The organism is Muricoccus pecuniae (genome assembly GCF_014199205.1).
GTDB classification, from domain to species: Bacteria; Pseudomonadota; Alphaproteobacteria; order Acetobacterales; family Acetobacteraceae; genus Roseomonas; species Roseomonas pecuniae.
Map to the genome: position 1 here is coordinate 19,038 of NZ_JACIJD010000012.1, position 12,870 is coordinate 31,907.

Annotated in this window: 13 protein-coding genes; 8 read left to right on the plus strand and 5 right to left on the minus strand. The window is 72.1% G+C overall.

Annotated features, from left to right (window positions below; all coding sequences use genetic code 11):
* Positions 1-3: 3 nt before the first annotated feature.
* The 3 genes from FHS87_RS13725 to FHS87_RS24255 are packed head-to-tail and all read right to left on the minus strand — an operon-like array spanning position 4 to position 1,995.
* The gene (locus tag FHS87_RS13725) at positions 4-888 is read right to left on the minus strand and encodes an ABC transporter permease (protein WP_184519308.1); all 885 of its coding nucleotides are present in this window, start codon (positions 886-888) and stop codon (positions 4-6) included.
* Positions 889-899: 11 nt separating this feature from the next.
* Positions 900-1,856, minus strand: a complete 957-nt coding sequence (locus FHS87_RS13730; RefSeq protein ID WP_184519311.1) for an ABC transporter permease — start codon at positions 1,854-1,856, stop codon at positions 900-902.
* 4 nt (positions 1,857-1,860) lie between these two features.
* Positions 1,861-1,995, minus strand: coding sequence for a hypothetical protein (locus FHS87_RS24255; RefSeq protein ID WP_281394422.1), 135 nt, complete (start codon positions 1,993-1,995; stop codon positions 1,861-1,863).
* Between the two features lie 252 nt (positions 1,996-2,247).
* Here FHS87_RS24255 and FHS87_RS13735 point away from each other — a divergent pair, with 252 nt between their 5' ends.
* The 8 genes from FHS87_RS13735 (at position 2,248) to FHS87_RS13770 (ending at position 10,857) form a co-directional block, all read left to right on the plus strand.
* Entirely contained in the window at positions 2,248-2,847 is a 600-nt protein-coding gene (locus FHS87_RS13735; protein ID WP_184519313.1) for a helix-turn-helix domain-containing protein, read from the plus strand.
* Between the two features lie 429 nt (positions 2,848-3,276).
* Positions 3,277-3,747 carry a (2Fe-2S)-binding protein gene (locus FHS87_RS13740; RefSeq protein WP_221299902.1) on the plus strand — a complete coding sequence of 157 codons (471 nt, stop codon included), beginning with the start codon at positions 3,277-3,279 and terminating at the stop codon, positions 3,745-3,747.
* A gap of 1 nt (position 3,748) precedes the next feature.
* On the plus strand, positions 3,749-4,777 hold the full coding sequence (locus FHS87_RS13745) for an FAD binding domain-containing protein (RefSeq protein WP_184519317.1): 1,029 nt from the start codon (positions 3,749-3,751) through the stop codon (positions 4,775-4,777).
* A gap of 3 nt (positions 4,778-4,780) precedes the next feature.
* Positions 4,781-7,042 (plus strand): xanthine dehydrogenase family protein molybdopterin-binding subunit, encoded by a 2,262-nt coding sequence (locus FHS87_RS13750; RefSeq protein ID WP_184519319.1) that lies wholly within the window; start codon positions 4,781-4,783, stop codon positions 7,040-7,042.
* Positions 7,043-7,125: 83 nt separating this feature from the next.
* Positions 7,126-8,046, plus strand: a complete 921-nt coding sequence (osmF, locus tag FHS87_RS13755) for a glycine betaine ABC transporter substrate-binding protein OsmF (RefSeq protein ID WP_184519320.1) — start codon at positions 7,126-7,128, stop codon at positions 8,044-8,046.
* Positions 8,046-9,197, plus strand: coding sequence for an ABC transporter permease subunit (locus FHS87_RS13760; protein WP_184519688.1), 1,152 nt, complete (start codon positions 8,046-8,048; stop codon positions 9,195-9,197). The genes osmF and FHS87_RS13760 overlap by 1 nt, the downstream gene beginning before the upstream one ends.
* Positions 9,194-10,141, plus strand: a complete 948-nt coding sequence (locus tag FHS87_RS13765; protein WP_184519322.1) for an ABC transporter ATP-binding protein — start codon at positions 9,194-9,196, stop codon at positions 10,139-10,141. Before FHS87_RS13760 ends, FHS87_RS13765 begins: the two co-directional genes overlap by 4 nt.
* The gene (locus FHS87_RS13770) at positions 10,138-10,857 is read left to right on the plus strand and encodes an ABC transporter permease (RefSeq protein ID WP_312861995.1); all 720 of its coding nucleotides are present in this window, start codon (positions 10,138-10,140) and stop codon (positions 10,855-10,857) included. The genes FHS87_RS13765 and FHS87_RS13770 overlap by 4 nt, the downstream gene beginning before the upstream one ends.
* A 111-nt stretch (positions 10,858-10,968) precedes the next feature.
* Here FHS87_RS13770 and FHS87_RS13775 read toward each other — a convergent pair whose 3' ends face one another.
* Positions 10,969-11,544, minus strand: a complete 576-nt coding sequence (locus FHS87_RS13775; protein WP_184519324.1) for a gluconokinase — start codon at positions 11,542-11,544, stop codon at positions 10,969-10,971.
* Positions 11,545-11,589: 45 nt separating this feature from the next.
* Positions 11,590-12,594, minus strand: coding sequence for a phosphogluconate dehydrogenase (NAD(+)-dependent, decarboxylating) (gnd, locus tag FHS87_RS13780; protein WP_184519694.1), 1,005 nt, complete (start codon positions 12,592-12,594; stop codon positions 11,590-11,592).
* Positions 12,595-12,870: the final 276 nt, after the last annotated feature.

Genomic DNA, 12,870 nt, shown 5'->3' on the forward strand with positions numbered 1-12,870 from the left:
GCATTATCGCCCTCCCATCCGCGGATCCAGCGCATCGCGCAGGCCGTCGCCGATGAAGTTGAAACTCGTCACGGCCAAGGTGATGGCGGCGCCGGGGAAGATGGCCAGCCAGGGCGCGCTGGTCAGGTAGCTCTGGGCGTTGTCCAGCATGTTGCCCCAGCTCGGCGTCGGCGGCTGGATGCCGTAGCCGAGGAAGCTGATGTAGGACTCCGCCAGGATGGCGTGCGCCACGTTCAGCGTGGCCGCCACCACGATCGGCGCGATCGCGTTTGGCAGCAGCTCCCGCGTCATCACCCGCGCGTCGCTCGCGCCCAGGGCCTCGGCCGCCACTGCGAAATCGCGCGCCTTCAGGGCGCGGATTTGCGCTTCCACGATGCGCGCCACCTCCATCCAGGAGGTGACGGCGATGAGCAGGATGATGGACCCCACCGCCGGCCCGATCAGCGAGGAGACGGCGAGGAGCAGGAAGATGCTGGGGAAGCAGAGCATCGCGTCCACGAAGCGCATCAGCACCGTGCCCAGCCAGCCGCCGTAGTAGCCGGCGACGAGCCCGACCGCGATGCCGATCACCATGCTGATCGCCATCGCGGCGAAGCCGACGGAGAGGGAGATGCGCCCCGCCATCAGGATGCGCGCCAGGATGTCCCGCCCCAGCGGATCTGTGCCGAGGAGATGCGCGCCCGAGAAGGGTGGCGCGAAGCGCTGCATGATGTCGATCTCGGTGTCGGAGAAGGGCAGGAGATAGGGTCCGACCGCGCAGGCGAGGGCCAGCAGGCCGATGACCACCGTGCCGAACACCGCCAGCCGGTGGCGCATGAAGCGGCGCAGGGCGCTGTCCCGCCTTCGCGCCGGACGTGGCAGGGCGGCATCCGCGGCGGCCGTGCTCATCGAAGTTCCGCTCATGCACCATGCGCCCCCAGGCGCGGATCCGCGACGTGGTAGAGCAGGTCCGCCAGCAGGCTTCCCAGCAGCACCAGCACCGCCGTGAACATGAGGATGCCCATCACCACGGGATAGTCGCGGTAACTGATGGAATCGAGGAAGAGGCGGCCCATGCCCGGCCAGGTGAACACCGTCTCCGTCACCAGCGCGCCGCTGAGCAGGGTGGGCAGGTGCAGGCCGGTGATGGTGATCATCGGCAGCAAGGCGTTCCGGACGGAATGGTGGATGAGGATGCGCCGCTCCGGGATGCCCTTGGAACGCGCGGTGCGGATGTAGTCCTGGTGGATCACGTCCAGCATGGAGGACCGCATGTAGCGGCTCCAGACCGCCGTGCTGACGAGGGCCAGCACGATGCAGGGGCCGATCAGGTGATGGATCCGGTCGGCCAGGGATTCGTCGCCGATGGTGTAGCGGTTCCCCGCCGGCAGCCATCCCAGGCCGACCGAGAAGACGTAGATCACCACCAGCCCGAACCAGAAGGTGGGAATGGAGAGCGCCACCATCGCGCCGATGGTCGCGAGCGCGTCGAAGAGGGAGTAGCGGCGTATCGCGCCCAGGATGCCCACCCAGGCGCCGATGATCATCGCCAGGAGCGTGGAGGTCAGCATCAGCTCCAGCGTCGCCCCGATATGGGAGCCGATGACGGAGAGAACGGGCTGCCCGTCCCGGTAGGACGCGCCCCAATCGCCGCGCAGCATGCGCCAGAGCCAGTCCACGTACTGCACTGGCAGCGGGCGGTTCAGCCCGAGCTGCTCGGCCAGCCGGTCCAGATCCTCCTGCGTCATGTCGCCGCCCGCGGCGAACTGCGACAGGGGACCGCCGGGCGCCATGTGCAGGATGGCGAAGCCGATCACGGACACGATGAGCAGGAGCCCCGCAGCTTGCAGCAATCGCTTGCCGACATAGCCTCCCATGGCGTCAGGACCGGTGCCAGCGCAGGGCGTGCACGGGCAGGAACGGATCTGCGGCGGCGACCGTCCGCCGAACGCCCGGTCCGCGCTGCCCGCAGGAGGCGAAGGAAGGATGGCAGGCGGGATGGCTTGAGGCGCTCATGCCTATCTCCTTTCGATCCGTCGTAGGAAGGCGGCGGAATGGACGCAACGGTTCATTATGATGAAAACGGGGTCAAGCAGCTTCTTGCCCCCTCTCGGCGACATTACCCGTTGCCAGACATGGATTGTCGGCTACTGACCAGCAGGAAGGCATGGCTGTACGCGGGTTGGGCATTCGGCTTTTCCCCGGCAACGATGCAGAATATTGAACGAGGAAGCGGTAACCCGCCCCCCCTGGCAAGGACCTCTCGGCATGACGTTGGCGAAGCCCGCCCCGGCAACCCAGGACGGCGCCAAGCAGATCGGCGCCCAACTTCGTGCCCTCCGGGCGGAGCGTGGGCTGACCATCCTCGAGCTGGCGGCCAAGGCAGGCCTCTCCGCCGGGCTGATCAGCCAGATCGAGCGCGGCAACTCCAACCCGTCGATGAGAACGATCCAGCGATTGCGGAGCGCGCTCGGGATCAACATCTGGGAGTTTTTCGGCCAGGCCGCAGTGGCTGACGAGGAGGAGCCGCCTTTCGTGCGCCGCCGCGACCGCCGCGGCCGCATCGTGGTCGGGCGGACGAGGCTGGTGAAGGAGCTTCTTTCCCCGCGCAGCGACAGTGCCCTGCGCTTCATGCTCATCACGCTGCCCCCGGGCGGGGTCAGCGAGGACGTGCTCGTCGGCCGGGGGGAGAAGGGTGGCTATGTCCTCTCCGGCCGCGTCGAGCTCACGGTCGATGGACGGCGCTCGGAACTGTCCGAGGGCGACAGCTTTCAATTCGAGAGCCACCTGCCCCACCAGCTGGCCAACCCGACGGGGGAGGAAGCGGTGGTGTTCTGGATCATGAGCGTTCTCGAGGGTCACTTCTGAAGCGCGGGCCCTCCGCGGCCCGGTTGTGGCAAGGGCCGGCAGGCCGCGACGAGCCGCGCTCCTTCGACTTACGCTCGACGCCGGCGCGGCTCGCGCCACGGGCCGGCGGCCCTGCATCCCAGCCTCTCTCCGGGCGTTCGAGCTAGGTGCTCTCGGCCCGACGCGCCGCGGCGCCCCTGGAGGGAAGATGCGGATGCAGGCCCGGGCCGCGATCCCTGAGAGAGCGAAAGAAGCCCGCACGCGCGGCCGCGTGACCGTTACGGACGAGGTGATCATGCGCGTCACCCGTTGCGGCGTTCATCGCACCGCTCCCGGCTTCCTACGCCGCATCGTGCCCCACCCCAGCCGAGGCGCGCACGGCCACCCGCCGACGACAGCGGCGCCGCGCATGACTGCATGCCTCCCCTCTCCAGACGTCACGGAGCGCCCATGGACATCACCCTGAAGGTGAACGGAACCGAGCGGCGCCTCGCCGTCGATGTCCGCACCACCCTGCTCGACGCCCTGCGCGAGCACCTGGACCTCACCGGCACGAAGAAGGGCTGCGACCTCGGCCAGTGCGGCGCCTGCACGGTGCTGATGGACGGGCAGCGCGTGCTCTCCTGCTTCACCCTCGCCGTCGCGGCCGAGGGGACGGAGATCACGACGATCGAGGGCCTTGCCGGCGAGGAGGACCCGCTTCACCCGATGCAGCAGGCCTTCCTGGAGCAGGACGCCTATCAGTGCGGCTACTGCACCCCCGGGCAGATCATGGCGGCCATCGCCTGCGTCCATGAGGGGCACGCGAATTCCGACGACGAGATCCGCGAGTACATGAGCGGGAACCTCTGCCGTTGCGGCGCCTATCCGAAGATCGTCGCCGCCGTGCGCCAGGCCAAGCCCCTGATGGAGCGCGCCTGAGATGCGCCCCTTCCTCTATGAGCAGCCCGCCAGCACGCCGGAAGCGATCGGGGCCGCCGCCCGGCATGTTCCGCCCCACGGCGAGGGCCGGATCCAGGCGCCCGCCCAGTACCTCGCGGGGGGCACCAACCTTCTCGACCTCATGAAGATCGGAGTGTCGCATCCGCCCGCGCTCATCAACATCGGCCCTCTCCGGGCAGAGCACGGCGCCATCGAGGCCGACGCTTCCGGCCTGCGCCTGGGTGCCCTGGCGCGCATGGCCGAGGCGGCGGAGCACCCGGCCGTGCTGCGCGACTACCCCGCCATTGCCCAGGCGCTGAGGCTCGCGGCCAACCAGCAGCTCCGCAACATGGCAAGCCTCGCCGGCAACGTGCTGCAGCGCACGCGGTGCAACTACTTCCGCGACCCGAGCTGGCACGCCTGCAACAAGCGCGAGCCCGGCACGGGCTGCGCGGCGATGGAGGGCATCAACCGGCGCCTGGCGGTGCTCGGGGTGAGCGATCACTGCATCGCCAACTATCCCGGCGACCTCGCCAATGCCCTCGCGGCGCTCGGCGCGGAGGTTGACCTGGTGGCTCCCGACGGAACGGGGCGGAGCATCGCCTTCGAGGACCTGCACCGCCTGCCCGGCGACACGCCGCATCTGGAGACGACGCTCCGGCCGGGCGAGCTGATCACCCGCTTCCGCGTGCCGGCAGGCCCGTGGACCCGCCGATCGCTCTACCTGAAGGTCCGGGACCGGGAGTCCTTCGAGTTCGCCCTCGCCTCCGCCGCCGTCGCGCTGGACATCGGGGGCGGCGTGGTGCGGGACGCCCGCATCGGCCTGGGCGGCCTCGCCGCGAAGCCCTGGCGCTCCCGCGAGGCCGAGGCGGTGCTGAAGGGCCGCAGGCTCGACGAGGCGGCGGCAGGCGAAGCGGCGGAGGCCGCGTTCCGGACCGCCGTCACCCATGGCGACAACGCGTTCAAGCCGGAGCTGGGCCGCCGGACCCTCGTCCGCGCCCTGCTGCAAGCCGCCGAGATGGAGATCTGACCCATGCCCGACGGCAACCAAGCCGCCATCGGCCAGCCCGCCCTCCGCATCGACGGCCGCGCCAAGGTCACGGGCCGCGCGCGCTACGCCTCCGACGAGGTGGTCGCGAACCCCGCCTGGGCCTTCCTCGTGACGAGCGCCATCGCGCGCGGCCGGCTCCGCGGCTTCCGGCTGGACGAGGCGCGCGCCGTTCCCGGCGTGCTCGACATCCTGACGCATGAGAATGTCGGCGGAGAGGCGGAGAAGCCGAAGCCGATGGCGGGCGGCGACACGACCACGACCCTCGAATCCGATCGCATCTGGCATGACGGGCAGATCATCGCCGTCGTCGTCGCCGAGAGCTTCGAGGCCGCGCGCGAGGCGGCGCACCGGGTGCGCCCGGACTACGAGGAGGAAGCCCCCTCGGCAAGCTTCGGCAGCCCCGGCGCCGAGGAGGAGGTCCGTAAGGCCGGCGAGCACAAGGACTACAAGGTCGGCCACGCGGACTCGGCCTTCAAGGCCGCCGAGTACAAGGTGGACCAGCACTACGGCACGCCCACCCAGCACCACAACCCGATCGAGCTCTTCACGACGACCTGCGCCTGGAACGGCGGCAAGCTGACGATCTTCGAGCCGAGCCAGTTCGTCTACGGGCTGCGCGGCGGCTTGGCGAAGCAGATCCGCATGGAGGCACAGGACATCCACGTGGTCTCGCGCTTCGTCGGCGGCGCCTTCGGATCGCGCGGCGCGGCCACGGCGCGCACCGCCTGGATCGCCATCGCCGCGCGGCGGCTGGGGCGCCCGGTGAAGCTGGTGGCGACGCGCGACCAGGGCTTCACCATCGTCACCTACCGCGCGGAGACACGCCATCACATCCAGCTCGGCGCCACGCGCGACGGCAGGCTGACGGCGCTGCGCCACGAGGGGTGGGAGGTCACCTCTCGCCCGTCGCAGTACAACGTCTCCGGCACGGAGACGACGGCGCGGGTCTATGCCTGCCCGAACATCCTGACCAAGGTGAACATCGTCCACGCTGACCGGAACACGCCTGGCTTCATGCGCGCCCCGCCCGAGACGCCCTACATGTTCCCGCTGGAAGTCGCGATGGACGAGCTGGCCGTCGCCCTGCGCATGGACCCCGTCGAGCTGCGCCGGATCAACGACACGGGGACCGATCCCGCCACGGGCCGCCGCTACAGTTCGCGCTCGCTGATGCCCTGCTTCGACCAGGCCGCCGAGCGTTTCGGCTGGTCCCGCCGCAACCCCGTGCCCGGCTCGATGCGAGAGGGGGACTGGTTGATCGGCTGGGGCTGCGCCACCGCCGCCTACGCGGCCAATATCGGCCCCGCCGCTGTCCGCATCACGCTCGAGCCCGCCGGCAAGGCGCGGGTGCAGATCGCGGCGCACGACATCGGCACCGGCGCCTACACCGTGATCGCCATCACCGCCGCGGACCGGCTCGGCCTGCGCATCGAGGACGTCACCGTCGAGCTGGGCGACACGGAGCTGCCCGCGGCCGGCCTCGCCGCCGGATCCAGCCACACGGCCGGGATCTGCAACGCCGTGGCCAAGGCCTGCGCCGAGATCCGCGCGCGGCTGGCCGGGGCCGCCACCGTCACCAATGACGGCCCGCTCATCGGTCTCGACCCCGCGACGCTGACCTTGCGGGACGGCGCGCTCCACGGCCCGGGAGGGCGGAGCGAGCCCCTGGCCAGGGCCCTCGCCCGCGTCGCGCCGGGCGCGCTGGAGCTCTATTCGGAGAACATCCCGAAGGGGCTGCCGCCGGAGTCGATCGACAAGGCCTATCAGGGCCAGATGTCCATGTCCCGCGGGCACAGCCGCGAGGATGTCACGGCCTATACCTTCGGCGCGCAATTCGTGGAGGTGCGCGTGCACGAGCGCACGCGCGAGATCCGCGTGCCCCGCGCCGTCGGCGCCTTCGCCGCGGGGACGATCATCAACCCCCTCACCGCGCACAGCCAGTACATGGGCGGGATGATCTGGGGCATCGGCAGCGCGCTGCACGAGGAGACGGAGATCGATCCCAAGGCGGCGCGCTACGTCAACGACAACATCGCGGAGTACCTGATCCCCGTGAACGCGGACATCCGCTCGATCGAGGTGATCATGGTCCCGGAGCGGGACGAGGAGGTGAACCCGCTCGGCATCAAGGGCATCGGCGAGATCGGGATCGTCGGGATGAACGCGGCCATCTCGAACGCCGTCTTCCACGCCACGGGGCGGCGCATCCGGAACCTGCCGATCCGGATTAAGGACTTGCTCTGACGCGCCTGCCCCGGCCCACGGAGGCGTGGCTTGTCGTCCCGGACGGGCGGGCTACCCTCGCCCCGAACGGACCGGAGACGCCGATGCCCGCCCAACCGACACGCCGTCTCCTCCTCGGGGCCGTCCTGGCCGCCCCGGCCCTTCCGCTGCGCGCCCAGGTCGTGCCCGCCGTCACCGTCGGCTCGAAGCTGGACACGGAGAGCGCGATGCTCGGCCAGATGATCGCGCTGGCGCTGGAGGCGAAGGGGGTGCCGGTGCGCCCGCGGTTGCAGCTCGGCCCGACCCGCATCATGCGCCAGGCGATCCTCGCGGGAGAGGTGGACATCTATCCCGAGTACACGGGCAACGGCGCCTTTTTCTTCCAGCAGGAGACCGACCCGGCCTGGCGCCGCGCCGACACGGCCTTCGAGCGCGTGCGCGGGCTGGACGCGGAGCGGAACGGCCTTCTCTGGCTGCCGCGCGCCCCGGCCAACAACACCTGGGCGATCGCCATGCGCGAGGACGCGGCGGGCGGCATCCGCTCCCTCGATGACCTCGCGCGGCACCTGGCGGGGGGCGGCGCCTTCAGGCTCGCGGCCTCGGCCGAGTTCGTGGAGAGCCCCGCCGCCCTGCCCTCCTTCCAGTCGACCTACGGCTTCACCCTCAGGCCGGAGCAGATGCTCATCCTGCCCGGGGGCGACACCGCCGTGACGATGCGGGCCGCGGCCGAGGGGCTGAACGGGGTGAACGCCGCCATGGTCTACGGGACGGATGGCGCCATATCCGCCCTCTCCCTGCGGGTGCTGGAGGACGCGAAGGGCGCCCAGATCGTCTACGAGCCCGCGCCGGTGGTGCGGAAGCCCGTGGCGGACCGCCTGCCCGCGCTGGCGGACTGGCTGGGGCCGGTCTTCGCCAGCCTCACGGCCGAGCGGCTGCGCGCGCTCAACGCGAGGATCGTGGTGGAGGGGCGTCCCGTGCGGGAGGTGGCGCAGGAGCACTTGCGGAGCCTCGGCGCCTCCCGGTGATGGGGCGGTTGCTGCCCGGGGGCGGCCAGCCCGCCCTGGCGCTGCTCGCCCTGACGGCGATGGCGGCGCCCTGGTGGCTGGGCTGGGTCTCGGTCGCCCCGAACCGGCTTCTCTCCGCACGGCTCGTCCCCCTGCCCGGCGCGCTGCCGGTGACCGTCGCCTGGGCCGCCTTCCACCTTTCCTGCCTCGCGCTGCTCGCGCTGGCCTGGCGTGGCCGGGTGGAGCGCTGGGCGGAGGTCGTCGCGGTCCTGGCGGTGCTGGCGCTGGCGGCGACCGTCGGCCTGGGCGCGGCGGCGGCGCTGCCGGCGGGCTCCCCGCTGGCCCGCGCCTCGCCCGCGGCGGGGGCCTGGGTGGCGTTGCTGGTGCTCGCCCTCGCCACTGCGACTGCCTCCGCGGCGCGCGGGGGCACGCCCGCCCTCCCCCTGGCCGCGGCGCTGCTCGGCCTCGGTGCCATGGCCGTGGCCGGGGTGTTCGACTCCCTCTCCCTCGCCCGGGAGGCGGCGGGGCGAGCCGGGGAGTTGCGGGCGGCGCTGCTGGGCCATGCGGCGCTGGCGGGCGGATCGCTTGCGCTGGCGCTGCTCGTCGCCGCGCCGCTCTCCGCCCTGGCGCTACGGCGGCCGGCGCTGGAGGCCGCTTTCCTGGGCCTCGCCTCCGGGCTTCAGGTAATCCCCTCCCTCGCCCTGTTCGGACTGCTCATCGCGCCCCTGGCGGCGCTCGCCGCGGCAGTGCCGGCGCTGCGCTCGCTGGGGCTGGGCGGGATCGGACCGGCGCCGGCGGTGATCGGCATCTCCGCCTACCTGCTGCTGCCGCTGGCGCGCGGGCTGGTGGCGGGGCTGCGCGTGGCCCCGGCGGAGGTGCTGGAGGCGGCAAGGGGACAGGGTCTCTCCGAGGCGGGGATCCTGCGCTCGGTGCGGCTCCCGCTCGGGGCGCCGGTGATGCTGGCGGCGCTGCGGCTGGCGGCGGTGCAGGCGGTGGGGCTGGCAGTGCTGGCGGCGCTGGTGGGGGGCGGCGGGCTGGGATCGCTGCTCTTCCAGGGGATCGGCCAGCTCGCCTCCGACCTGATCCTGCTCGGCGTTTTCCCGGTGCTCGCCCTGTCGCTGCTGGCGGATGCGGGGCTGGCCCTGCTGGCCCGGCTGATCCCCGCCGCATGATCCGCTTCGAGGGCGCGGGGCGCCGCTACGGCGAGGTGCGGGCGGTGCGCGACGTCTCCTTCGAGGTGCCGCGGGGCTCGCTCTGCGTGCTGCTGGGGGAGAGCGGCTCGGGCAAGTCCACGCTGATGCGGATGGTGAACCGGCTGGTTGAGCCCGATGCCGGCCGCGTGCTGCTGGAAGGCCGCGACGTGGCGGGGCTGGACCCGCAGGCGCTGCGGCGGGGCATCGGCTACGTCATCCAGTCCGTCGGCCTCTTCCCGCACTGGGACGTGGCGCGGAACGTAGCCACGGTGCCGCGGCTGCTGGGCTGGGACGAGGGGCGGGTCGCGGCCCGGGTGGAGGAGCTGCTCGCCCTGGTCGGGCTGGACCCCGCCACCTTCGGCGGGCGGCGGCCGGCCACGCTCTCGGGCGGGCAGGCGCAGCGGGTGGGGCTGGCGCGGGCGCTGGCCGCCGATCCGCCCGTGCTGCTGATGGACGAGCCCTTCTCGGCCCTGGACCCCGCCACCCGCCGGGGATTGCAGGCCGAGCTGCGGCGCATCCACCGGGAGACGGGCAAGACGATCCTCCTCGTCACCCATGACGTGGAGGAGGCGCTGGCCCTGGCCGACCGCATCGCGGTGATGGAGGCGGGGTCGCTGGCGGCGGAGGGGCCGGCCTTGGCGGTGCTGGGGCGCGACGCGCCGCCCGCGGTGCAGCGGATGCTGCGGCCGGAGGCCCTGGCCTTCCAGCGCCTGGGCGTCCTGCCCGCCGCGGCGTTCGCCGAGGCCGGGCCGGTTCCCGGCGCGCCCGGCCTGCCGGGGGATGCGACGCTCCGGGACGCGCTGCTGCTCATGCTGGCGGAGGGGACTGATCGCGTCTCGCTGGAAGGGGCGGCGCCACGGCACCTCACCGTCGCCGGCGTCCTGGCCGCGCCCTGGGCGGAGACGCGGGAGGCCGGGGCGTGAGGCGTCGGCTGGCCTGGCTGGGCGCGGAGGCGATGGCCTTCCTGGCCGCCCTTTGGGCCGCGCCGCGGGCGGGTTCTCTCTGGGGCTGGCTTTTCCCGGAGGTCTCCCGGCCGGCCTACACGCAGGACTCCTGGTTCGCGCTGCTGGCCTCGCATCTGGCGCTCTCGGTCGGGGCAGCGGGGATAGCGGTGCTGATCGGGCTGCCGGCGGGGCTCGCGGCCACGCGGCCCGGGGGGCGGCGCCTGATGCCGGTGGTGGACGCGGCCTTCAGCCTCGCCCAGGCGGTGCCCCCGGTGGCGGCGATCGCGCTCTCCCTCCCGCTGCTCGGCTTCGGCGCCGCACCGACCCTGCTGGCCCTCGTGCTCTACGCCGTCCTGCCGGTGCTGCGGGCGACGGTTGCCGGGCTGGAATCCGTGCCGGGCGATGCGCTGGACGCCGCCCGGGGGCTCGGCCTCTCCCCCTGGCAGAGGCTGAGGAGGGTCGAGCTGCCGCTGGCCTGGCCGGTGCTGCTCTCCGGCTGGCGGGTGGCGCTGACGGTTTCGGTCGCCACCACGGCGGTGGGGGCGGTGGCCGGGGCGCGCTGCCTCGGCACGCCGATCATCATCGGCCTGTCCAACGCCAACCCGGCCTATGTGCTGCAGGGCGCACTCTTCACCGCCTGGCTGGCACTGCTGCTGGACCGCGGGATGGGGCTGCTCTCACGGCCGGAACGGTGACATCCAGCCGGTGCCGCGACCTGTTCCGGCGGGGGCGGGCCGGCCCTCCTTCGTGAGCGTGCGTCACACCGTGTCGGCCCGCTTCCTCTCTGCGGGCAGCGCCGGAGGCGCTCAGCCCGCCGCGTCGCGCCTGGCCAGCTGGTCGAGGATGTAGCCCGCGATGTCGAGGAGGGTGCCGCTGCCCGACACGACGATCGGGCGCTCCTCCTCGCGCGGCACCTCCAGCGTGGCGAGCTGGCTGTCCAGCAGCGAGGCGGGCATGTAGTGCCCCGCCCGCGTGAGCATGCGCGGCCCGATCAGCGCCGCCGTACCCTCGATGTAGACGAGTTGCACGCCCTCGCGAGGACCGATGATGAGGTCCCGGTAGCTGCGCTTCAGGGCGGAGCAGGTCACCACGCCGGCACTGCCCGTCTCCAGCCACCCGTCGATCACCGCCGCGATCGACCGCAGCCAGGGGGCGCGGTCCTCGTCGGTCAGCGGGGTCCCGCCGCGCATCTTCTCCACGTTGCTGTCGGAATGTAGCTCGTCGCCTTCCTGCAGCGCGCAGCCCAGGACCGTCGCGAGCAGCTTCCCGACCGTGGACTTGCCGCTGCCGGACACGCCCATCACCAGGATGACGGCGGGCCGCCGAAGCCGCGGCTTCGGAAGCTGCGCCGCCAGGGCGGTCAGCTCGGGCTCGGGATTCAAGCGGGCAACTCCCGTCTCGGTGCCGCAGCCGTCATGCCGGCCCGGTCAGTCCGCCTTGGCCGGCGACTGCGTCTTCGGTTCGAGATGCCCGCCGAAGCCGAAGCGCATGGCGGAGAGGATCTTGTCCCCATAGGTATGATCCTGGCGGGAGCGGAACCGCGCGAAGAGCGATGCCGCCAGCACATTGGCCGGGACCGCCTGCTCGATGGCCGCCTCGATCGTCCAGCGCCCCTCGCCGCTGTCGTCCACATGGCCGGAGAAGCCTTCCAGCGGCTCATCCCTCGCCAGGGCCGCGGCCGTGAGGTCCAGCAGCCAGGAGGAGACCACGCTGCCGCGCCGCCAGACCTCGGCGATATCCGCCAGCCTGAGGTCGAAGCGCTCCTCCTCCGGCAGCTTGTCGCTCGCCTTCGTCCTCAGGATGTCGAAGCCCTCGGCGAAGGCCTGCATCATCCCGTACTCGATGCCGTTGTGGATCATCTTGACGAAGTGGCCCGCGCCGGTCGGCCCGGCATGAATGTAGCCCAGCTCGGCGCGGGGATCGTGTCCCTCCCGCGCGGGCGTGCGGGGGATCGAGCCGAGCCCGGGGGCGAGGGTGGCGAAGATGGGATCGAGATGCTCGACCGCCTCCGTGTCCCCGCCGATCATCATGCAGTAGCCGCGCTCCAGGCCCCAGACGCCGCCGGAGGTGCCGACATCGACGTAGCGCAGCCTCTGCCCGGCGAGCTGACGCGCGCGGCGAATGTCGTCCTTGTAGTAGGAGTTCCCGCCGTCGATGATGATGTCGCCGGCCCTCATGGCGGCTGCCAGACGCGTGACCATCTCGTCGGTGATCCTGCCGGCGGGGAGCATGATCCAGACGATGCGGGGGCCGTCCCCGTCCAGGGCCTCGATCATCGCCTCCGGCGACTCCACCGGGGTCGCGCCCTCAGCGCCGAGCGCCTGCCTCACCTCGGGATTGGTGTCGTAGACGACGCAGCGATGGCCACCGCGCATCAGGCGGCGGACGATGTTGCCGCCCATCCGCCCCAGGCCGATCATCCCGAGCTGCATCCCGCTCTCCCGCACCACGATAGGAATCGGCGGGTTCATCACCCTGTTTCGGCCGGCTGGCAAGCTGTCTTGCCCGGGCGGCCGCCCCCCAGGGGCGTAGGCTCGACGGTCGGGCCACTCGTTCCTGCTCCGGCGGGAACGCCGGAGGCGCCGCCCCTTCCCGCAGGCAACACCGGTCGGCCAGGGTCGCGCACAGAACGACAACCCCCCTCACCTACTCGATACGTGTATGGGCATCCCCTGCTTATCGCAGGTTAACTCCGCCGCCGTGACGAG